This is a genomic window from Labrys sedimenti, from assembly GCF_034424805.1.
Lineage (GTDB): Bacteria > Pseudomonadota > Alphaproteobacteria > Rhizobiales > Labraceae > Labrys > Labrys sedimenti.
Window position 1 is genome coordinate 320,959 of sequence record NZ_JAXOUF010000001.1, and the last position, 20,624, is coordinate 341,582.

The window sequence follows — 20,624 nt, forward strand, 5'->3', positions numbered from 1 at the left end:
GATGTTCAAAGCCACGGCATCAACGCCGCCGTCACGTCGCGGTCATGGGCTGCGAGGCGACGCTGACCGCTACAATTCGAGAGGGGCTTCCTGCGCGTCCGCGACGGCGACACGGGTTTCCACACCGCTTCGGTGCACCCTGTCGCGAAAGGCGGCGGGAATGTCGTCGCTGACCAGGATGTCGATATCCTCGAGAGAGCCAAGCCTGACCAGCGCACGCTTGCCGAATTTCGTGCTGTCCACGGCCAGGATGGTGCGCTCGGTCTGTGCCAGGGCGGCGGTGACGGCCGAGACCTCCGCAAGGTCGTCGTCGCAGATGTCTCCAGCCTGGTCGATGCCACTGACCGAAATCACGGCAAAGTCGAACTTGAATCGGCGGATGTAGTCGGCTGTATCCTCGCGGAAGACACCACCATCCACTGGTCGCACGAAGCCGCCGGGGATCGCCAGGGCGAAATTTGAATTCTCGCTGAAGATGGTGGCCACCCGCAGGCTGTAGGTGACGATCCGCAGGTCTCGCCGCTGCAGCAGCGCGTAGGCGATCGCTTCACAGGTCGTTCCGGTGTCCATGAAGACAGCCGCCCCGTCCGGAATGACCTGGGCAACGAGAGCGGCCACCCGGGCCTTCTGCGAGGCGTTTTCGATGCGACGCTGGCGGCGGGTGATGGCATCCACCGGTGTGGCGATCGTGGCGCCGCCGTGCAGGCGACGCACTTGGCCAGTGGCTTCCAGTGCGACGATATCCCGGCGGGCGGTCTGCGTCGTCACGGCAAAACGTTCGGCAATTTCCTCGATCGAGAGGTAGTGGCTGCGCTCGAGCAGCCGCAGCAATTCGGCCTGCCGATTCGATTTCTTGGTGCCGTCGCCGAGCCCATAGTCGTCGAGTTGCGTCATCTCGCCTGCTTCGTTTCGCCCCGGGTGGCCAATGTCCATCCCCGCGGAAATGTTTCAAGGAAAATGTCGCCCGGTATGCCGTGGCCTCCAACTCGTGCAATGCGATGTCGTGGAGCCGCGTTACCATCATCGCCGACGATCGGTCGGATCAGAATGTAATTAAAACAACATTTTGTTGCCCTCGTATTTTAGACCTGCATTCAGCGAAAGCCCAGCCGAACATAGAATTTTCGTGCCTATTTTCCAATTTTCAACCATTCATGGGGCTCTTGCTCCGGGGCGATGGCTGCCAAGAGGGCACCGGCGTGCCGTGTGTCTGATAAATTGTAATAAAGGTGACATTTGCCTGTGCGACCACGGACAATGTGGGTGGCAAAATGTTACTTTGATCGGGCTGGATGCTCTCGGCGGATCCTGGTCATGGCCACCCCCTGATCGATTTAATTGGGGGTAGTCCAATGGCTATTGGGGATGGTCGTCGCGAATGGCGGTTCAGGCTTTTCGGCATCGGTGCGCATTTGTTGTCCGGGGTGGCGCTGTGCGCCTTGGCGTCGACGCCGAGCCTAGCGCAGGATGACGGCACATTGCGGATCATGACTTTGAACATCTGGAATCAGTTCAAGCAAAATCCTGAAATCGTAGCCGACTTCATGACAAGGATGAATTTCGACATCCTTGGCATGCAGGAAGTCAACGGCAGCAAATATGTTTCCGATATTCCGAGTTTTCTCGAAAAGGCGGGATTGGGCACCTATGGGAAGGTCCAGATCGGGGATGTCGGCATTATATCCCGGCTGCCGGGAAGCTTTGGCACCTACGTCTTGCCTGGCATTTCCACGCAGGGGCGCAATATCAGCTACACCATAGCGGACCAGCAGGGCGGGCGGCCGGAGACGGTGGTCGGTACCGTCCATCTCGACTATGCCGACGGCTCGCAGGGACGCGTCAAGGAGGCCCAGGCTCTCAACGAGTGGGCGAAGACGTCTTCGCGTCCTGTCATCCTCCTGGGCGATTTCAATGCAGGCGACGTCGCCGAACGCGGCCTGATGAGCGCTGCGCAGCAGTCCTATTTCTATGCAGGCTATGTCGTCGGTTCCTACGGCGACAATGCACTCTATAAGAAGCTGAGGGATGAATATCTGGGCGCGGACCAACTCGCCGAGGCTCAGGCTTATTTCGACGACATGCGCTCCGGCGGCAAAGGCAAGGAAAAATATCGCAGCGTCATCCAGGCCTATTTCGACGCCAACCGGAGCAAATATCCCGGCATCACCAACATCGGCCAGATGAGCTGGCGGCAATGGGAAGAGATCATCGCGCTCGATGCCCAGGCCAAGGGCATCACCTTCAAGGATGAAACCAATCCGGTCGCCGACAACCAGCCGGTGACGATGAACGTCCTCAAGAAGCAATATATGCTGCTGCAGACGGAAGCCGAGCGGGAGCCTTTCAAGCCGCATGACCTCAACGACGGTAGCTCGACTTGGCCCTCGGCTGGGGAGGACGACACCAACACATGGCCGAGCTGGGATCGCACCAAGATCGATCACTTCCTGGCCTCACGCCCATTCGGCAAATGGTATGTGCTCGCCGATGACCCGAATGATCCCCATTCCGGTGTCATCAAGGATGTGTATGTGACCAAGCCCGACGGCACGAAAGCGCCGATATCGGATCACGAACCGGTCGCGCATGAGATCAAGTGGATCGGCCCGGCGCTTCAGACCTATACTGAGACCGCCGGTGGCGCACAGTCCGACAGGACTCGCCTGGTCTGGGGCGAGGAGGCGAATACCTTCGACAAGGATGGCAAGGCGTTCTTCCTCACCCGTAACAACATGCGCAGGGACGTCTATCTCGGCCAGATCTCCGATGCGAACGGCAATCCGATTCTCGCCGGCCTGACGGAGGAGGAGAAGAAGACCCTGCTCGATTGCGCGAGCAAGGATCCGCGCTTCCAGCAGGAGATCCGCGATTATTGCATCGACGACCACTCCTTCATCGGGGAGACCCTGGTCAAGGACAAGGGCGTGCTGATCGTCGAGGAGGATGCGGCGCTCGGCACTTCGCAGGCCAAGTTGCGCCTGGCCGACGGTACGCTGCGCATTATCGGCAACGACATGCACGGCCTCGATCGCGCCCTGGTGCTGGAGGGTGCCGGCGGCTCGCTCGACGTTGCCAGCGCCGGTAATGCCGTGACGCTCGGCCAGACGATCACCGGCGAGGGCGGGCTCACCAAGCTCGGGGCAGGGGGGCTGCGCCTCACCGGAACGGGCACCTATGCAGGGGGCTCCCTGGTGAAGCAGGGCACGCTGCTGGTCGATGGTTCGCTGACCTCGGCCGTGACGGTCGACCAGGGCGCGGCGCTCGGCGGCAGCGGCGTGATCGGCGGCCTGAATGCCAAGTCGGGCAGTCTGGTTACCCCGACCGGTGCCGGCGTACTGACGGTGAAGGGTGATGCCCGTTTCAGCAAGGGCAGCTACTATCAGGTGGATGTCGGCGCGGGCGACCGGGCCGACAAGATTGCGGTGACCGGCAAGGCGGCGCTGGATGGCGGTACCGTGCTGATCGGCGCCCAGGGCGGCAATGGCCTTCTTAGCAAGGAGCAGTTGCTGGGGCTCTATGGCAAGCAATACACCATCCTGACCGCCGAAGGCGGCATCAGCGGGCGCTTCGAGGGCGCTCTGCCCGACTATACCTTCCTCGGGGCGCAGTTCGGCTACGATCCCACTGAGGTGACGATGACCATCGGCCGCAACGGCCGCAGTTTCGCGAGTGTCGGGCAGACGGCCAATCAGCGGGCCGCGGCGACGGGTCTGGAATCGCTCGGACGAGGAAATGCCCTTTTCGATGATTTCCTGGTGGCCACTGCCGGCGCCGATCTCGCCGGACACCTGGCTTCACTGTCGGGCGAGGTCAATGTTTCGGCACGGACGGCCCTGATCGAGGGGGGCAGCCAGCTGAGCGCCATGGCGAGCGATCGCCTGCGTTCGGCTTTCGAGACGACGGCGGCTGCCGGCCTACCGACGACGGGGAGCGGAGCGGCTTCCGCCATGCCCATGCAGTTCGCCTCGCTCGGTGGCTCGAATGGGTCTGCGGTTTCGGCTTCGACGGCAACGCTTCCTGAGGCGGATGGACTTTCCGTCTGGGGGCAGGGTTTCGGTTCCTGGGGGCGTTCGGGCAGCACCGGCAATGCCGCCGGCATGACGCGTAACAGCGGCGGTTTCCTGGTAGGCGCCGATGCGCCCGTGGCGCTCGGCGAGACCGATGTGCGGCTCGGTGCGCTTGCCGGCTATAGCCGAACCAGCTTCAGCACTCGGGGACTGGGCAGCGGCGACAGCGACAATTACCATCTCGGCCTCTATGCCGGCACGATGGTGGGTCAGTTCGCCCTGCGGGCCGGCGCCTTCTACACCTGGCACGACATTTCCACCAGCCGCGTCGCGGGAGGGCAGGGCATCAGCGCCGACTACCAGGCCGGTACGGCCCAGGTCTTCGGCGAGGCCGGCTACAATCTGCGCTTCGGCGCCTTCGGTTTCGAGCCCTTCGCCAACCTCGCTTTCCTCGACCTGCGGAATGATGGATTCCATGAGCGCGGCGGCAACGCGGCGCTTGCGGCTTCGTCCTCCACCACGGACGTGACCTTCGGCACGGTGGGGCTACGGGCTTCCACCGACTTCGAACTCGCCAGCCTGACGGCGCGCCTCAACGCCACGCTCGGCTGGCGCCACGCCTTCGGCGATACCACGCCGGTCGGAAAATTCGCTTTCGATGGTGGAACGCCGTTCGGCGTCGAAGGCGTTCCGATCGCCGAGGACGCTCTGGTTGCAAAGGCAGGACTCGATCTCGCCCTCACCCAGTCCGCGACACTGAGCGTGGCCTATGGCGGCCAGTTCGCCCGCAGGGGTAGCTTCGACCAGAACGTATCGGGCAAGTTCAACTGGCGGTTCTGATCGGCAAGACTCATGCGGCGTCATTGCCACAAGCGGCATTTTTGGTGGACGGGTCCGCAAACCGGTCTGAAAGCGCATTGCTTGCAGGCGGGTCTGAGGACTCGTCCCACCGCAGATAGCGTCGAAGTCGATAGGTCAATCTTTTCACGACTGGTTATGAGACATTCGCCGCCGGATATCGTGCATCGATATCCGGCGGTTTCATTGTGTCATTTCGGAAGGTTGGTGCCCGTATTTGGATCATATAATTCAATCGATTGACTGAAGTGGAGATTTCGTCTATGGGTTGCATCATGGCCAAGAAACAATCCTCCCCTCCGGCCTCGAACGGCCGCGGCGATGCCACCCACAAGAAGCTGCTCGATGCCTCGATCGGCGTTTTCGGCCGCTATGGCTTCGACGGTGCTTCTACCCGCATGCTGGCGGATGCCGCCGGCGTCAATCTGCAGGCGATCACCTATTATTTCGGCTCCAAGGAGGGGCTGTATCTCGCTACCGCCGACCATATCGCCGGCCTGATTTCGTCCCATGTCGGCGGGCTGCGCGGACGTGTCCGGGCCCGCCTTGCCGAAGCAGCGAGCGGAGGCGGGGCAATCGACCGGCAAGAGGCCCAGGCCTTCCTGACCGAGCTGACGCAGACCATGGCGACCCTGTTCATCGGGCCGATATCCGAGCCGCTGGCACGCTTCCTCATCCGCGAGCAGATGGAACCGACGGAAGCTTTCGAGCGTATCTTTTCTCAGGTGATGAAGCCCATGCTCGCGGCGGCAACCATGCTGGTGGGCATCATGCTCGGCGAGGATGGGGCTTCCCGCCATGTCAGGCTGCGTACCCTTTCTCTGCTCGGCAGCCTGATGGTCTTCCGCGTCGCGCATGCGGCCGTGAAGCGCCATCTCGCCTGGGACACTATCGGTGCCGACGAGGTGGAAACCGTGCGGCGCCATGCGGGCGAACTCGTCGCCGCGCTGGCCGCGGAAGGAGGCCGCTCATGAAGAAGGCCGCCATTCCCATTGTCTTGTTGGCGATCGCCGGCGGTGGGCTTGCCGCCTGGTGGTTCGATCTACCCCAGCGCATGGGCTGGGTCGAGCGTGCCGGGAAGGAATTGGTGCTCTATGGCAATGTCGACATCCGGCAGGTGCAGCTCGGTTTTCGCGTCAGCGGCAGGCTTGCCGAGACGCTGGTGGACGAGGGGGACAGCGTGAAGGCCGGCGATACGCTCGCCCGCCTGGATGCCAGGCCGTATCAGGACCTGGTCGAGGTGGCGCAGGCCCAGGCAGCAAGCCAGCGCGCCACACTCGCCAAGCTGGAAGCCGGGCCGCGCGCCGCCGAGATCGCGCAGGCCAAGGCCGTCCTCGCCGAACGCCAGGCCGATCTCATCAATGCCGAACAGAGCTACACCCGTTCCTTCCAGCTTCGGCCGAGCGGCACCGTCTCCCAGGGCGGGCTCGACCAGGCGGTCGCTGCCCGCGACGCGGCGCGGGCCCGGGTCAACGCGGCCAGGGAAGCCCTGACCTTGCTGGAGCAGGGCACGCGCTCGGAGGACATCGCCGCCGCCAAGGCCAGCCTGGAGGCGGCCGAGGCCACTCTCGCTTCGGCCCGGACGACCGTTGGCGATGCCACCCTTGTCGCTCCGGCCGATGGTGTCATCCTTTCGCGCGTCCACGAGAAGGGCGCGATCCTTGCCCCCAACGACATCGCTTTTGTGCTGTCGCTCACCAAGCCAGTCTGGGTCCGGGCCTTCATCGCTGAAACCGATCTTGGACGCGTCCATACCGGCACGATGGTGGAGGTGCGCTCGGATACCGATCCGGCCAAGCGCTACAAGGGCCGCGTCGGCTTCATCTCGCCGGTGGCCGAGTTCACGCCGAAGACGGTGGAGACGCCGGAACTGCGCACCGATCTGGTCTATCGCCTGCGCATCGTGGTCGACGAGCCCGACAGCGCGCTCCTGCAGGGCATGCCGGTGACGGTGCGCCTGTCCGATGGAGCAGCGGTGGATGGCGGCAAGCCCTGAAAGGCAACGCGCATGACCGATGCGGTCGTCCAGATTTCCGGTGTCAGCAAGCATTTCGGCGAGGCGATCCAGGCTCTCGACGGCATCGAGGCCTCGATCCGGCCGGGTGAGATCACCGGGCTGGTCGGCCCCGACGGCGCGGGCAAGACCACGCTGATCCGCCTGATGACCGGCCTGATGTTACCCGATGAAGGCAGCCTGACGGTGCTCGGCTTCGACACCGCCCGCGACGCGGCTTCGATCCAGGCGGCGATCGGCTACATGCCCCAGCGCTTCGGCCTCTACGAGGATCTGTCGGTTCAGGAAAACCTCGATCTCTACGCCGATCTGCGCGGGCTGCCGAAAAGCGAACGCGCCGCCATCTTCGACGAACTCCTCACCTTCACCGATCTGGCCGCCTTCACCACCCGCCTGGCGGGGCGGCTATCCGGCGGCATGAAGCAGAAGCTGGGCCTGGCCTGTGCGCTTCTCAAGAAGCCGCGCCTGCTGCTGCTGGACGAGCCGGGCGTCGGCGTCGATCCGATCTCGCGACGCGATCTGTGGAAGATGGTGGAGGACCTCACCCGCGAGGGCATCGGCGTGGTCTGGTCCACCGCCTATCTCGACGAGGCCCAGGCCTGCGACCGCGTCTTGTTGCTGAACCGGGGCAAGCTGCTGTTTGCTGGCGTGCCTTCCGAACTCACCGGCAAGGTCGAAGGCCGGGTATTCCGGCTCGGCGATATCGAGGGCCGCCGCCGTCCGGCCCTGTCGCGGGCGCTTGCCGTGCCGGGGATCGTCGACGGTGTCATTCAGGGCCAGGCCATCCGGCTGGTGACCGGGGAGGGGGCAGGGCTTGCCGAGGAGGCGGCGCGCGCCGCGGGCGCCCGTGCAAAGCCCCAACCGATCCAGCCGCGCTTCGAGGATGCCTTCGTCGATCTGCTCGGCGGCGGCCCCGGCGGGCGCTCGCGGCTGGCCGAGGCGACGCAAGCACTTCCTATCGAGGAGGGCAGGCCCGTGATCGAGGCGCGCGGCCTGACCAAGCATTTCGGCGATTTCGCCGCGGCGCAGGATATTTCCTTCGAGATCCCGCGCGGGCAGATCTTCGGGCTCTTGGGGCCGAACGGCGCCGGCAAGTCCACCACCTTCAAGATGCTGTGCGGCTTGCTCAAGCCCACGGGCGGCGAGGGGCGGGTCGCCGGATTCGACCTCAGGCGCGATTCGGCAGGGGCGCGCAACCGCCTGGGCTACATGGCCCAGAAATTCTCGCTCTATGGCGATCTCAGCGTGGCGCAGAACCTCGCCTTCTTTGCCGGCGTCTACGGCCTGACCGGCGCGCGCAAGCGCCAGCGCATCGAGCTGATGACCGAGATCTTCGATTTCGGCCCGCGAAGGGGCCTGTCCGCCAAGGATCTGCCGCTCGGCCTCAAGCAGCGCCTGGCGCTGGCCTGCGCCGTCATGCATGAACCCGAAGCGCTCTTTCTTGACGAACCGACCTCGGGGGTCGATCCGATCACGCGGCGCGAATTCTGGACCCATATCAACGCGCTGGTCGAAAAGGGCGTGACCGTGCTGGTCACCACCCATTTCATGGACGAGGCCGAATATTGCGACCGCATCTCGCTTATCTATCGCGGGCGCTCCATCGCGCTGGGCTCGCCTGACGAACTCAAGGCGCGGGTGGCCGATGCCGCCAATCCCGATCCGACCATGGAAGATGCCTTCGTCGCGCTGGTTCAGGGTTCGGAGGCCAAGGCGGCATGAGCGACCACGAACCGGTATCCGCCGTTGCCAGGCAAACCGCGTCGCCGCCCGTCGCAGCGGACCGCTTCGCCAGGCTGCGGCGCTTTTCAGCCCTGGTCCGCAAGGAAAGCTATCAGATCGTCCGCGATCCCAGCTCCATCCTGATCGCCTTCGTGCTGCCGCTGATCCTGCTTTTCATCTTCGGCTATGGCGTGTCGCTCGACGCCACCCGTACTCGAGTGGGACTGGTCGTCGAGGATCCTTCGCCGTTCACCCGCGACATTGCCGCGAGTTTCCAGGCCTCCGGCTATTTCGAGGTCGAGCAGGGGCATGACCGGCGCGACTTCGAGGAAGCGCTGATCCTCGGTCGGATCAAGGGCATCGTTGTCATCCCCTCGACCTTTGCCGCTGATTTCGCCTCCGCCGCCGGGCCGGCGATCCAGGTCCTGGTCGATGGCTCGGACCCGAACAATGCGAATTTCGTGCAGAATTATGCCCGCGGGGTCGTCGCCAGCTGGGCGGCGATCCGGGGTGGCGAGCGCGGTCTCGGCCAGCCGGCGATCGCGGTGGAGCAACGCTTCTGGTTCAACCCGGAGCTGACCAGCCGCTACTTCCTGGTTCCGGGCTCCATCGCCATCGTCATGGCGCTGATCGGCACGCTGCTGACCTCGCTGGTGGTGGCCCGCGAATGGGAACGCGGCACCATGGAGGCGATGATGGCGACGCCGGTCAGCGCCGCCGAATTGCTGGCCGGCAAGCTCATACCCTATTTCCTGCTCGGCCTGGCTTCGATGACCCTGTGCGTGCTGGTGGCGGTCCTGCTTTTCGGCGTGCCGTTCCGGGGCTCTGTGCTGGCGCTCTATGCCCTGTCGGCGAGCTTCCTGATCCCGGCGCTGGGACAGGGGCTCCTGATTTCGGCCGCCACCAAGAACCAGTTCCTGGCCTCGCAGCTTGCCCTGATTTCGGCCTTCCTGCCCGCCTTCCTGCTCTCCGGCTTCCTGTTCGAGATCAATTCGATGCCCCAGGTGATCCAGTGGCTCACCTTGATCCTGCCCGTGCGCTATTTGATCCCCAGCCTGCAGTCGGTGTTCCTGGCCGGCGACATCTGGCCGATGTTCCTCCAGGCCATCGCGGTGATGCTGTTCATCGGCTTCGTCTTCTTCCTAGCGGCGGCCCGCAGCACCCGCAAGAGGATCGGCTGAGATGGGACTGGTGCGCCTCAGGGCCCTGATCATCAAGGAACTGTTTGGCATCCTGCGCGATCCCAAGAGTCGCATCATCCTGGTGGTGCCACCCATCCTCCAGCTCCTGGTGTTTTCCTTCGCCGCCACGCTGGAGGTGAAGAATGTCGACATTCTCGTGCTCAACCGCGACAACGGCGCCTGGAGCCAGGAGCTGATCCGGCGCGTCGAGGGCTCGCCCACCTTCCGCTCCGTCCGACGTACGCAGGACCCGGCCGAACTGCGCACCGCCATCGACGGGCAGGAGGTGATTGCCGCCATCGAGATCGGCCCGACCTTCTCGCGCGACATCGAGGCGCGCCGGCCGGCCGATCTTGGGCTCGTGCTCGACGGCCGCAAGTCCAATGCCTCCCAGATCGTGGCGGGCTATCTCAACCAGATCGCCGCCGGCCTCGCTGCCGATACCGCCCTTGGCAAGGCAGCCGGCGGGCGGGCCATCGACGTGGTCGCGCGCAACTGGTTCAATTCGAACCTGATCTTCCAATGGTTCATGGTGCCGAACCTGGTGGCCGCTATCGCGCTGCTGATCGGGCTGATCGTCACGGCCTTGTCGATCGCGCGCGAGCGGGAGCTCGGCACCTTCGACCAGCTCATGGTCTCGCCCCTGCGCACGCATGAAATCCTGTTGGGCAAGGTGCTGCCGCCCATGCTGATCGGCACCTTCCATCTTACCGTTTATATCGTGGCTGCCGTGCTGATCTTCGGGGTGCCGCTACGGGGCTCGCTGCTGCTGCTCTATGGCAGCGCCGTCTTCTATCTCCTGGCGGTGGCGGGCATCGGCCTGTTCATCTCGGCCCTGTCGACCACCCAGCAGCAGGCCATTCTCGGGGCGTTTCTCTTCCTGGTGCCGGCCATGCTGCTCTCCGGCTTCGCCACGCCGATCGAGAACATGCCGGCCTGGCTGCAGCCGGTGACGGTGATCAACCCGCTGCGCTATTTCCTGGTGATCGTGAAGGGCGTGTTCCTGCGCGACCTGCCTTTTAACGCCGTGCTTGCCAATACCTGGCCAATGGCGGTCATCGCGGCCGTTTCGCTGGGCGCAGCGAGCTGGCTGTTCCGTCGCCGGCTGGAGTGAGGCTTTAAGGAGCGCGGATATCCTGTGCGCCCTTTTCCTCTCATCCGCCTGGGGTCTTCAAGAGCGGACAGGATGTCCGCGCTCCAAGATCTTGCCAATCACTCCCATCCGAGCCACAGCTTCTTCTCCGCTGCCGCCAGGATCCCCCAGCCCATGAAGATCACCGCCATCCGCGCCACGCCGATCAACCTGCCAATCGAGGCGCCATACTGGTGGTCGTTCGGCTGGCTGCCGGGCTCCTCGCGCTGCGTGGTCGAGGTGGAGACGGACGAGGGCATCACCGGGCTGGGGGAGGCGGCATCATGGCACGCCTGCGCCATCGTCGACCGCCTGGCGCTTGGCCTGATCGGGCGCGATGCCCATGACATCGCCGGCGCCGAGCTCGTCTGTCTGCCGAGCTGGCGCGGTGTGACCTCCAATGTCGACTTTGCCACTATCCGGGCCTTCGCCGCCATCGAGACGGCGCTGTGGGACATCAAGGGCAAGGCGACGGGACGCCCGCTCTACGATCTGCTCGGTGGGGCCGTGCGCAAGAAGATCGCCTTCGCCGATTATTTCGGCTTTCGCCAGGCCAGGAAAGGCAAGGGCGGGGAACTCACCCCGGAAGCCGTGGCGGAATATTGCGTCGGCCTGAAGGAACGGTTCGGCACCACCATCTTCGAGGGCAAGCTCTGCACCAGGGATCCCGAGCCGAGCATCGAGGCGCTCAGGCTGATGCGCCGGCAATTGGGGCCCGATGCGATCATCCGCATCGATTCCAACATGGCCTATTCGGTGACCGAGGCCAAGCGCATTGCGAGCCGTATCGAGGAGCTCGACATCCGCAACTGGGAAGAGCCCTGCGCCACTTTCGAGGAGATGGCGGCGCTGCGCCGGCATACCGCCATTCCGTTCTCCGGGCACAATGTCGATATCCAGAAGGCTGTGGCGCTCGGCGTGCCCGATGCCATCGTCACCGACGTCAACGTGCATGGCGGCATCGGCCGCACGGTGCGCTTCATCGGCGCCTGCGAGGCGATGGGCATCGATTTCTGGTGTTACAGCGCCAATACCGGCATCGGCAGCGCCGTCTATCTGCATCTCAGCGCCGCCTTCTCGCATCTGCGCGAGCCCAGCCAATCGCTGTTCCGCATGCAGCCCTACGACGTGGTGGAAGAGGGCGTCTTCGCACCGATCGACAATCTCGTCGCCGTGCCGGAGGGGCCTGGACTGGGTGTCACCCTGTCGAAAGACAAGCTCGCCTTCTGCCACAAGCTGTTCCTGGAGGAGGGCCCCTACAGCCAGCATCATGACCCGGAGGAGCCGGGCCGCTACAAGAGATTGCCCTTGCGCTGAGAGCGCAAGCCCTCAGGCCAGCCGGCCATAGCGCCGCATCAACTCCATCAAGGGCGCGTGCGGCAGGGCCTTGATCAGGAAACGATCATGCGGCGTGCCGCCGGCATCCTCGGCGGCGAGCATGGCGTTGACCACGGCCTCCTCGACGCTGTCGACCACGGCGAGATAGGCTGGATCGAGCCGTTCGTCGTTGAGGATCTCGATGCCGAAACGCGGCGGGGCACGGTGCAGCATCGGCCTGGCATTGGCGGTGGAGAAGGCCAGGAAGATGTCGCCGGAATTGTTGCCGCCGGGCGTGCCGTTGCGGCCGATGCCGATGGCGGCACGGCGCGCCAGGCGCTGCAGCTGGTGGGGGGCAAGCGGCAGGTCGGTAGCGATGACGACGATGATCGAGCCGCGCTCCTGCATCTGGCTCTGCGGGGTACCGTCCCTGAGATGCTCACCCACCGGCACGCCGCGGATGGTCAGCCAGTCGCGCTGGCCATGGTTGGCCTGCACCAGCGTACCGACGGTGTAGGATGCACCGTCGAGCTCGACGATGCGTGAGGCCGTGCCAGTGCCGCCCTTGAAGCCATAGGTGATCATGCCGGTGCCGCCGCCGCAATTGCCCTCGCGCACGGGGCCGCCGGTGGCGGTATCGAGGGCAGCGCGCACATCGGCTTCCGAGAGGGCCAGGGCGTTGATGTCGTTGAGCACGCCGTCATAGGTCTCGGCGATGACGGGCATGATCCAGAGGAAGTCATCGCTGTCATAGGTCGAGGCATAGCGCTCCAGCATCCATTTCACCGTGGCGTGGTGCGCCATGCCGATGCCGTGGGTGTTGGTGATGACCACCGGCCCGATGAAGCTGCCGCCGTCCTCGATCCAGTGGGTGCCGGTCATCTCGCCATTGCCGTTGAAGCGGTGCACGCCGGCATAGACGGGCACCGGCGTGGGCGAGGCGGCATGCGGTAGAACGGCGGTGACGCCGGTGCGCAGCGGGCGCTTGCGGCCGGGGCGGGGTTCGTTCTCGAGAATGGTGGTGAAGCCGACGGCAATGCCTTCGACGTCGGTGATGGCATTGTGCGGCCCTGTCTTGCCTGAAAAAGGCAGGCCAAGGTTGCGGGCGCGGGGCTTGCGCCCGGGAGGATTGGCTTGTGTCATGCTGGTCAATTCTGGCGGGAGCGAAGGTAGAGGCCGAGCGAGGCGACCACGAAGGAGAAGGCGAGCATCATCACGGCGATCGCGTTGATCTCCGGTTTGATGCCGCGGCGAAGCATGGAGAAGATGAACATCGGCAGGGTCGTCACATCCACGCCGGCGATGAAATAGGTGATGACGAGATCGTCCATCGAGATGATGAAGGCGAGCAGCGCTCCCCCGACGATGCCCGGCAGGAGCTGGGGAAACACCACCTTGCGGAAGGTCGTCCATTCATTGGCCCCCAGATCGGCCGAGGCATGTTCGAGCGTGCGATCCATGCCGGCAAGGCGGGCCGAGACCACGATGAACACGTAGGAGATCAGGAAGGTGCACTGGCCGATGATGATCGTCTTCAAGCCGAGTTCGATGCCGGCGTTGACGAAGAAGATCAGCAAGGCGATGCCGAGCACGATGTCGGGCATCAGCATGGGCATGAACAGCGAGGCCCGGTAGAAACGGGCGCCGAAGAAGGCGTAGCGATGCAGGGCGACGGCGAGCGCCGTGCCGAAGATGGTGGCGATCGCCGTGGTCGCCCCGGCGATGACGAGGCTGTTCCGGACGGCGCGCAGCAACTGGTCGGTCGATTCGATATAGAGTGCGCTCTCGGAGATCGCCGTCTTGAAACCGAGGACCTGGGCGTACCATTCGGTGGTGAAGCCGCTCCAGGTCATCATGTTCACCGGATTGGCATTGAACGAATAGACCGCGATCACCGCGAGCGGCACATAGATGAAGGCGAAGAACAGCGCGGTATAGGCGACGAGGCCGCCGCGGGCGAGGAAGCGGACGGCCTTCATGCCTTGCCTCCCTGAACCGCTGCGGCGCCGCGCCGGCTGGAGGCGAAGACATAGACCATCAGCAGCACGAGCATCACGCTCATCACCATCATGGCCAGCGCCGAGCCGAAGGGCCAGTTGCGGGCTGACAGGAACTGCTGCTCGATCAGATTGCCGAGCATCATCACCTTGGCGCCGCCGAGAATGGCCGGCACCACGAAATTGCCGAGCGCGGGGATGAAGACGATGACGGCGCCGCCAGCGATGCCGGGCGCGGTCAGGGGCAGGATGATGCGCAAGAAGGTACGGACCGGCCCGGCGCCGAGATCGAGCGAGGCGCGCACCAGCGTCCAGTCGAGCTTCTCGACGCTGGCATAGACCGGCATGAACATGAAGGGGATGTAGACATAGACCATGCCCAGGATGATGGCGCCGTCGGTGTAGATGAGATCGAGCGGCCGGGCGATCAGGCCGCTCGACAGCAGTGCCTCATTGACCAGGCCCGTCTGGCGCAGGATCAGTACCCAGACGAACAGGCGCACGATCAGGCTGGTGAAGAAGGGCAGGGTGATCAGGAAGAGGCAGAAATTCTTCCAGCGTGCCGGCAGGCCGGCGATGCAGAAGGCGGCCGGGTAGCACACCACCAGCGAGGTCAGCACCGTGAAGGCGGCGATCTTCAGGGAACGCAGGAAGATCGCGATGTAGATCGGGTCGAATTCCTCGAAGGCCGGATCGGCAAAGCCGAGGATGCGCCCGAAATTATGCGGATAGAACGTCCATTCCACCCCGCCATAGAGGCCCGGCGCCAGGAAGCTGGTGACCATCATGATGGCAAGCGGTACCAGGAAGAAGAGCGCGAGAAAGGCACTGACGGGGCCGAGGAGCAGGGAAAGTTCGATACGGCGGCGGCTGGCGATGGTCATCTCAGGCGCTCGCGCTCGGTTCGATGAGATGGACGGCGCCGGGATCGTAGGAGATCCGCGCCCGGCGGCTTTGCTCGATGGCTCCGACGGCCTCGCGGCGCGTGGCGGGGACCTCGACCGTGATCGGCCGGCCCTGGCCCGTCTGCCCGAACAATTCGAAGGACGAGCCGACGAAGACGATCTGCCTGAGCTCGATGTCGAGGCCGGGCAGGCTCGTATCGCCCTCCGCCAGGAAGAACTGCTCGGGACGGATCAGCGCGGTGGCGCTGGCCGATCCTGCTGGGCGCGCCGAGCGATGGTGGATCGTGGTGCCGTCCGACGTCACCAGGTCCTGGCCCCGGACCTCACCCTCGAACAGGTTGCTGGCGCCCACGAATGTGGCCACGAAGGTGCTGGCGGGATGGTCATAGACGTTTCGCGGCGTGTCGAGCTGCTGGATGCGCCCGCCCGAAAGCACGGCCACCCGGTCCGACATGGTCAGGGCTTCCTGCTGGTCGTGGGTCACGAAGATGAAGGAGATGCCGAGCTCGTGCTGCAGCGTCTTGAGCTCGATCTGCATGGCCTGGCGCAGGTTCTTGTCGAGCGCCGACAAGGGTTCGTCCAGGAGGACGAGCTTGGGCCGGGCGATGATGGCGCGGGCGAGGGCAACCCGCTGCTGCTGCCCGCCGGATAGCTGGCGCGGCCGCCGGCTTTCGGTGCCTTCCAGGCCGACCATGCGCAATGCGGCGGTGACGCGCTGCAGGCGCTCGGCCTTGCCGATGCCTGCGATTTCGAGGGCATAGCCGGTGTTCTCGCCCACCGTCATATGCGGGAAGAGGGCGTAGTTCTGGAACACGGTATTGACGGGGCGCCGATAGGGTGGGCGCTCGGTCATGTCCTCCCCGTCGATGAGAATCCGCCCCGAATCAAGCTCGACGAAACCGCTGATGGCATGGAGCAGCGTGGTCTTGCCACAACCGGAGGGCCCGAGCAGCGTCAGGAATTCGTTGCGGCGCACATCGAGATCGATCGCGTCCAGTGCCGTCACGCTACGCCCTTCCGGGGTGGGAAAGGCCTTGGCCGCTCCCACCAGCCGGACGATCTGGTCCTGCATCTGTCTTCCCTCGGAATGTTATAAAAATAACTCTTGTTATGTTAAGATATTTGGATACCATTTATGGGGCGAAGTCAACGGCCGGCAGAAGCCGTGGCCCGCAAAGCGCGAAGGAAAATCGGACCCTGGAGGTCCGTGCCCGGCGCAAGCCACCAGAGGAGAATTTCGATGACCAAGACCATTGACGCGGCCGGTCGCGGCCGGGCGAAGCGTCGCGCCTGGTGCGCGGGCCTGGCCCTGTCGCTCGCTGCGCTGCTGGCGGCGGGCAGCGCCCGGGCGGAGGAGCTCAATGTCTATAATTGGGGTGAGTACATCAATCCGGCGGTCCTGAAGAAGTTCGAGGAGGAGACCAAGATCAAGGTCAATCTCTCGACCTATTCTTCGAACGAGGAGATGCTCGCCAAGATCCAGGGCGGCGCGACGGGCTACGATATCGTGTTCCCGTCTGTGCACATGCAGGACATCATGGCCAAGCTCGGCCTGCTCGAGAAGACCGATATCGATGCCTATGAGGGCTTCAAGAACATCGACCCCAGCTTCCTCAGGGCCAAGAGCGATCCGAAGGGCGAATATTGCCTGCCCTATGCCTTCGGCTCCGTCGGCATCCTCTATAACCGCAAGGTGCTGGGCAAGGATGTCACCGGCTGGAAGGATCTCATCGCCACCGTGAAGGCGAAGGGCCTGAAATTCACCTTGCTCGACGACATGCGCGAAGTGCTCGCGGTCGGACTGATCCTCAACGGCCACAAGGTCAACTCGACCGATCCGGCCGAATTGCAGCAGGCGGCCGAGACGGTGATCGCCATGAAGCCGCAGGTTGCCGCCTTTACCTACGACGCCCGCCCGATGGTGGGGGCGGGCGATGTCGCCGCGGCGCATTTCTTCATCGGCGCGATGATCGATGTGTTCGGCAATCCCAAGGATCTCGGCTTCGTGATCCCGGAGGAGGGGGCCACCATGTATCAGGAAGACATCTGCGTCCTCAAATCGGCGCCGAACAAGCAGAATGCCATCAAGTTCCTGCAGTTCTACACTCGGCCCGAGATCGCGGCGCTGAATGTCTCGCAGCAGACCAACGGCACGCCCAATCTGCCGGCCCGGCAATTGACCCCCGACAACATCAAGAATAGCAAGGAAATCAATCCGCCGCAGGAAACCATGCAGAGGCTGCAGATCTTCCAGGATCTCGGCCCGGGCATCCGCCAGCTGGACCGCGTCTGGACCAAGGTCAAGACGGCCCAGTGAGGCCGACGACACGCCCTGGGGAGGTGATGTGGCGCAACGTATCCTCAAGCTCCTGCAAGACGAGGCCTTGCGGCGGTCGAAATCCGACAAGCTGATCGCCAACTATCTCGAACGGAACATCGCCGATCTTCCGTTCGAGACGGCCAAGTCGATCGCCGAACGTCTCGAACTCTCGCCGATGACGGTGGGGCGCTATCTTAGGCGCATGGGGTTCGACGGCCTCGACCAGCTCAAGCGCGAATTGCGGCGCGGCAGCTCCAATCCGGCTTGGCAGGTGAAGGGGCCTGTCGACCGGCTGCGCGAGGATATTAGCGGCGGCAAGCTGCTGGCCGGCCTGATCCAGCAGCAGATCGACAATCTCGGCATGATCTATGGCCTGACGACCTCGCCCGAATGGCACCAGACCATCGAGGCCCTGGTCGGCGCCAGCGAGGTCTATGTCGCCGCCTACCAGAATGTGCGGGGCATCGCTCAGTATTTCGCCAGCCAGCTTTCCTATACGCGTCCGCGCGTGCAGTTCGTGGATGGGTTGAACGGCACCTATGCCGAACTGCTCGATGGTTCGGTGAGCGGCAGGCTGCTCTTCCTGCATGATGTCCGTCGCTTCGCCTCCAAGGCACGGCCCCTGGCGATCGAGGCGCGCCGCGCGGGCGTGAAGGTGGTGCTGATCACGGACGAGTTCTGCCCCTGGGGTGCGGAGGTATCCGACATCTGCCTGGTGGTGCCCGGATCCCACGGCCCGCTCTGGGACGGGGCGGCGACGATCACGGCCGTGCTCGACCTGATGCTGAGCAATATCATCGTCGTGCTGGGCGAGGAGGTCAGCGAACGCGTCGAGGCGCTGACCCGCCTCCAGGACGTCTTCGGCGATTTCGAGACCTGAGCCTCGCCGCAGCGAATGTCCGGGGGAGCGGATGTCTCATCCGCTCGTGGAAACACTTCGTTTGCAGAGAAAAGGCGGACGGGACGTTCGCGCACCCGGAGAAGTGCTGCCCCGCCGGGAGCACTCCAGTGCTACTCGGTCTCAGATATCCACCAGTTCGCCGGCGAAGGCGGCCTGTTCCTGGATGAAGGCAAAACGGGCTTCGGGCTTGTTGCCCATCAGCCGTTCGACGGAAATCGAGGTCTCCGCGCGTTCCTCGTCGATCACCGTGACCTTGAGAAGCGTGCGCTTCTTGGGGTCCATGGTGGTTTCCTTCAACTGCGCCGGCATCATCTCGCCCAAGCCCTTGAAGCGGCCGATCTCGATCTTCTGATTGGGCTTGAAGGCCGATTTCACCAATTCATCCTTGTGGGCATCGTCACGCGCATAGAGCGATTTGGTGCCTTGGGTCAGGCGATAGAGGGGCGGGGCGGCGAGATAGAGGTGGCCCCGCTCGATCAGGCGCGGCATCTGGCGCCAGAAGAAGGTGATCAGCAGCGAGGCGATATGGGCGCCGTCGACGTCGGCGTCCGTCATGATGATGATCTTCTCGTAGCGCAGATCATCATCGCGGTACTGGGTGCCCATGCCGCAGCCGAGCGCCTGTCCCAGGTCCTGCAGTTGCTGGTTCTGGGCGAGCTTGTCCTTGCCGGCATTGGCGACGTTGAGGATCTTGCCGCGCAAAGGCAGCACCGCCTGGTTGGAACGGTCGCGCGCCTGCTTGGCTGAGCCGCCGGCGGAATCGCCTTCGACGATAAACAATTCAGAGCCTTGCGCGGCGTTGTTCGAGCAATCCGCGAGCTTTCCGGGTAGGCGCAGCTTGCGCGTGGCGGTCTTGCGGGCCACGTCTTTCTCGGCCCGGCGGCGCAGGCGCTCCTCGGCACGTTCCACCACGAAATCGAGCAGCTTGGCGGCCTGGGAGGGCATGGAGGCCAGCCAATGGTCGAAGGCATCCTTCAGGGCCTGCTCGACGATGCGGCTGGCTTCCGTGGTCACCAGCTTGGCCTTGGTCTGGGACGAGAATTCGGGTTCGCGGATGAACACCGAGAGCATGGCCGCCGTGCAGGCCATCACGTCTTCGGTGGTGAGCTGGTTGGCGCGCTTGATGCCGATACGCTCGGCGTGGTCCTTCAGGCCGCGCAGCAGGGCGATGCGCAGGCCCGCCTCATGGGTGCCGCCTTCGCGGGTGGGCACCGTGTTGCAATAGGAGGAGACATAGCCCTCGTCCTCGGCGAACCAGCCGATGGCCCATTCCACCGAACCATGTCCCTCCGGCTTGGGTACGCGGCCGGAGAACATCTGCTCGGTGACGAGTTCGAGGCCCTCGCTGGCCGAGCGCAGATAGTCCTCCAGGCCGCGCGGGAACTTGAAGCTCTCCTCGGCCGGCACGTCGCTATGGCCGACCAGCAGTTCGGCTGCGCATTTCCAGCGGATCTCGACGCCGCGGAAAAGATAGGCTTTCGAGCGCGCCATCTTGAACAGGCGCTTGGGATCGAAGGCGATACCGTGCTTGAAGATCTCGATGTCCGGCTTGAAGCGCACCCGGGTGCCGCGGCGGTTGGGGGCGGCACCGATATGCTCGACGGGGCCGAGCGGCACGCCGCGGGCAAAACGCTGGCGGTGGAGTTCGCGCCCGCGCGCCACTTCCACCTCCATGAGTTCCGACAGGGCGGTCACCGCGGTGACGCCGATGCCGTGGAGACCGCCGGAGGTCTGGTAGGCGTCGGAGTTGAACTTGCCGCCTGAATGCGGCCTGGTCATCACGACCTGGAGGGTCGACTCGTCCGGAAATTGGGGATGGGGCTCGACCGGGATGCCGCGCCCATTGTCGGTGATCGAGACGAAGCCGTCGGCGGTGAGCTCGACATCGATGAAGGTGGCATGGCCGGCCACCGCCTCGTCCATCGAATTGTCGATCACTTCGGCGAACAAATGGTGCAGGCCGTCGCCTTCCGGCCCGGTCGAGCCGATATACATGCCGGGACGCATGCGAATGGCTTCGATGCCCTCGAGCACGCGGATGGAGGAGGCGCCATAGCCATCTTCGCCGCCTTTCGCCGCGGCGGGCTTAGGAGCAAGTCCAGCCTTCAAGGCGGCGGCAATCGACTGGGTCGATGGTCGCTTCGCATTATCGGCCTTGTCGGCGCTCGTCTTTGATTGGGCGGGCTTGTCGCTCCCGAACAGATCGGAGGTATCACTCATGCAGTCGGTATCTCGCACAATGCGTTTCGCTGAGCGGGTTATCCTTGATC

The 20,624-nt window shown here is 64.2% G+C and carries 15 protein-coding genes; 9 read left to right on the forward strand and 6 right to left on the reverse strand.

Annotated elements, in window-relative coordinates:
* Nucleotides 1-69 precede the first annotated feature (69 nt).
* Nucleotides 70-894: a DeoR/GlpR family DNA-binding transcription regulator gene (locus U1R88_RS01525; protein ID WP_322429680.1), complete on the reverse strand. Its 825-nt coding sequence runs from the start codon at nucleotides 892-894 to the stop codon at nucleotides 70-72.
* A 458-nt stretch (nucleotides 895-1,352) separates the two neighbouring features.
* Between U1R88_RS01525 and U1R88_RS01530 the strand changes: the two genes are divergently transcribed.
* The 7 genes from U1R88_RS01530 to U1R88_RS01560 all read left to right on the forward strand — a co-directional run bounded on the left by U1R88_RS01530 (nucleotide 1,353) and on the right by U1R88_RS01560 (nucleotide 12,231).
* On the forward strand, nucleotides 1,353-4,847 hold the full coding sequence (locus U1R88_RS01530; RefSeq protein ID WP_322429681.1) for an autotransporter domain-containing protein: 3,495 nt from the start codon (nucleotides 1,353-1,355) through the stop codon (nucleotides 4,845-4,847).
* Nucleotides 4,848-5,140: 293 nt separating this feature from the next.
* Nucleotides 5,141-5,839: a CerR family C-terminal domain-containing protein gene (locus tag U1R88_RS01535; protein ID WP_322429682.1), complete on the forward strand. Its 699-nt coding sequence runs from the start codon at nucleotides 5,141-5,143 to the stop codon at nucleotides 5,837-5,839.
* Nucleotides 5,836-6,861: a secretion protein HlyD gene (gene hlyD / locus U1R88_RS01540; protein WP_322429683.1), complete on the forward strand. Its 1,026-nt coding sequence runs from the start codon at nucleotides 5,836-5,838 to the stop codon at nucleotides 6,859-6,861. Before U1R88_RS01535 ends, hlyD begins: the two co-directional genes overlap by 4 nt.
* Nucleotides 6,862-6,873: 12 nt before the next feature.
* Nucleotides 6,874-8,601: an ATP-binding cassette domain-containing protein gene (locus U1R88_RS01545; protein ID WP_322429684.1), complete on the forward strand. Its 1,728-nt coding sequence runs from the start codon at nucleotides 6,874-6,876 to the stop codon at nucleotides 8,599-8,601.
* Nucleotides 8,598-9,782 (forward strand): ABC transporter permease, encoded by a 1,185-nt coding sequence (locus tag U1R88_RS01550; protein ID WP_322429685.1) that lies wholly within the window; start codon nucleotides 8,598-8,600, stop codon nucleotides 9,780-9,782. Before U1R88_RS01545 ends, U1R88_RS01550 begins: the two co-directional genes overlap by 4 nt.
* Before the next feature lies 1 nt (nucleotide 9,783).
* The gene (locus U1R88_RS01555; RefSeq protein WP_322429686.1) at nucleotides 9,784-10,896 is read left to right on the forward strand and encodes an ABC transporter permease; all 1,113 of its coding nucleotides are present in this window, start codon (nucleotides 9,784-9,786) and stop codon (nucleotides 10,894-10,896) included.
* 72 nt (nucleotides 10,897-10,968) lie between these two features.
* Nucleotides 10,969-12,231, forward strand: a complete 1,263-nt coding sequence (locus tag U1R88_RS01560; RefSeq protein ID WP_322429687.1) for a mandelate racemase/muconate lactonizing enzyme family protein — start codon at nucleotides 10,969-10,971, stop codon at nucleotides 12,229-12,231.
* Between the two features lie 12 nt (nucleotides 12,232-12,243).
* Here U1R88_RS01560 and U1R88_RS01565 read toward each other — a convergent pair whose 3' ends face one another.
* The 4 genes from U1R88_RS01565 to U1R88_RS01580 are packed head-to-tail and all read right to left on the reverse strand — an operon-like array spanning nucleotide 12,244 to nucleotide 16,205.
* A complete protein-coding gene (locus U1R88_RS01565) occupies nucleotides 12,244-13,374 on the reverse strand; it encodes a DmpA family aminopeptidase (RefSeq protein ID WP_322429688.1) in 1,131 nt (376 codons plus the stop codon).
* Nucleotides 13,375-13,379: 5 nt separating this feature from the next.
* Nucleotides 13,380-14,210: an ABC transporter permease gene (locus U1R88_RS01570; RefSeq protein WP_322429689.1), complete on the reverse strand. Its 831-nt coding sequence runs from the start codon at nucleotides 14,208-14,210 to the stop codon at nucleotides 13,380-13,382.
* Complete coding sequence (locus U1R88_RS01575) at nucleotides 14,207-15,112, reverse strand: ABC transporter permease (protein WP_322429690.1); 906 nt, start codon at nucleotides 15,110-15,112, stop codon at nucleotides 14,207-14,209. Before U1R88_RS01575 ends, U1R88_RS01570 begins: the two co-directional genes overlap by 4 nt.
* 1 nt (nucleotide 15,113) lies before the next feature.
* A complete protein-coding gene (locus U1R88_RS01580) occupies nucleotides 15,114-16,205 on the reverse strand; it encodes an ABC transporter ATP-binding protein (protein ID WP_322429691.1) in 1,092 nt (363 codons plus the stop codon).
* A 168-nt stretch (nucleotides 16,206-16,373) separates the two neighbouring features.
* Here U1R88_RS01580 and U1R88_RS01585 point away from each other — a divergent pair, with 168 nt between their 5' ends.
* Nucleotides 16,374-17,450 (forward strand): polyamine ABC transporter substrate-binding protein, encoded by a 1,077-nt coding sequence (locus U1R88_RS01585; RefSeq protein WP_322429692.1) that lies wholly within the window; start codon nucleotides 16,374-16,376, stop codon nucleotides 17,448-17,450.
* A 28-nt stretch (nucleotides 17,451-17,478) separates the two neighbouring features.
* The gene (locus tag U1R88_RS01590) at nucleotides 17,479-18,333 is read left to right on the forward strand and encodes a MurR/RpiR family transcriptional regulator (RefSeq protein WP_322429693.1); all 855 of its coding nucleotides are present in this window, start codon (nucleotides 17,479-17,481) and stop codon (nucleotides 18,331-18,333) included.
* A gap of 141 nt (nucleotides 18,334-18,474) precedes the next feature.
* On the opposite strand, the gene parE is transcribed toward U1R88_RS01590, so the two are convergent.
* On the reverse strand, nucleotides 18,475-20,574 hold the full coding sequence (parE, locus tag U1R88_RS01595; protein WP_322429694.1) for a DNA topoisomerase IV subunit B: 2,100 nt from the start codon (nucleotides 20,572-20,574) through the stop codon (nucleotides 18,475-18,477).
* Nucleotides 20,575-20,624 lie beyond the last annotated feature (50 nt).

Excerpts from the sequence above, each read along its gene's own strand:
- U1R88_RS01535 (WP_322429682.1), top strand. The coding sequence starts at position 5,141 with ATGGCCAAGAAACAATCCTCCCCTCCGGCCTCGAACGGCCGCGGCGAT.
- U1R88_RS01575 (WP_322429690.1), bottom strand. The coding sequence starts at position 15,112 with ATGACCATCGCCAGCCGCCGCCGTATCGAACTTTCCCTGCTCCTCGGC.
- U1R88_RS01580 (WP_322429691.1), bottom strand. The coding sequence starts at position 16,205 with ATGCAGGACCAGATCGTCCGGCTGGTGGGAGCGGCCAAGGCCTTTCCC.
- U1R88_RS01560 (WP_322429687.1), top strand. The coding sequence starts at position 10,969 with ATGTCCGCGCTCCAAGATCTTGCCAATCACTCCCATCCGAGCCACAGC.
- U1R88_RS01530 (WP_322429681.1), top strand. The coding sequence starts at position 1,353 with ATGGCTATTGGGGATGGTCGTCGCGAATGGCGGTTCAGGCTTTTCGGC.
- hlyD (WP_322429683.1), top strand. The coding sequence starts at position 5,836 with ATGAAGAAGGCCGCCATTCCCATTGTCTTGTTGGCGATCGCCGGCGGT.
- U1R88_RS01550 (WP_322429685.1), top strand. The coding sequence starts at position 8,598 with ATGAGCGACCACGAACCGGTATCCGCCGTTGCCAGGCAAACCGCGTCG.
- U1R88_RS01570 (WP_322429689.1), bottom strand. The coding sequence starts at position 14,210 with ATGAAGGCCGTCCGCTTCCTCGCCCGCGGCGGCCTCGTCGCCTATACC.
- U1R88_RS01555 (WP_322429686.1), top strand. The coding sequence starts at position 9,784 with ATGGGACTGGTGCGCCTCAGGGCCCTGATCATCAAGGAACTGTTTGGC.
- parE (WP_322429694.1), bottom strand. The coding sequence starts at position 20,574 with ATGAGTGATACCTCCGATCTGTTCGGGAGCGACAAGCCCGCCCAATCA.
- U1R88_RS01545 (WP_322429684.1), top strand. The coding sequence starts at position 6,874 with ATGACCGATGCGGTCGTCCAGATTTCCGGTGTCAGCAAGCATTTCGGC.
- U1R88_RS01565 (WP_322429688.1), bottom strand. The coding sequence starts at position 13,374 with ATGACACAAGCCAATCCTCCCGGGCGCAAGCCCCGCGCCCGCAACCTT.
- U1R88_RS01525 (WP_322429680.1), bottom strand. The coding sequence starts at position 894 with ATGACGCAACTCGACGACTATGGGCTCGGCGACGGCACCAAGAAATCG.
- U1R88_RS01585 (WP_322429692.1), top strand. The coding sequence starts at position 16,374 with ATGACCAAGACCATTGACGCGGCCGGTCGCGGCCGGGCGAAGCGTCGC.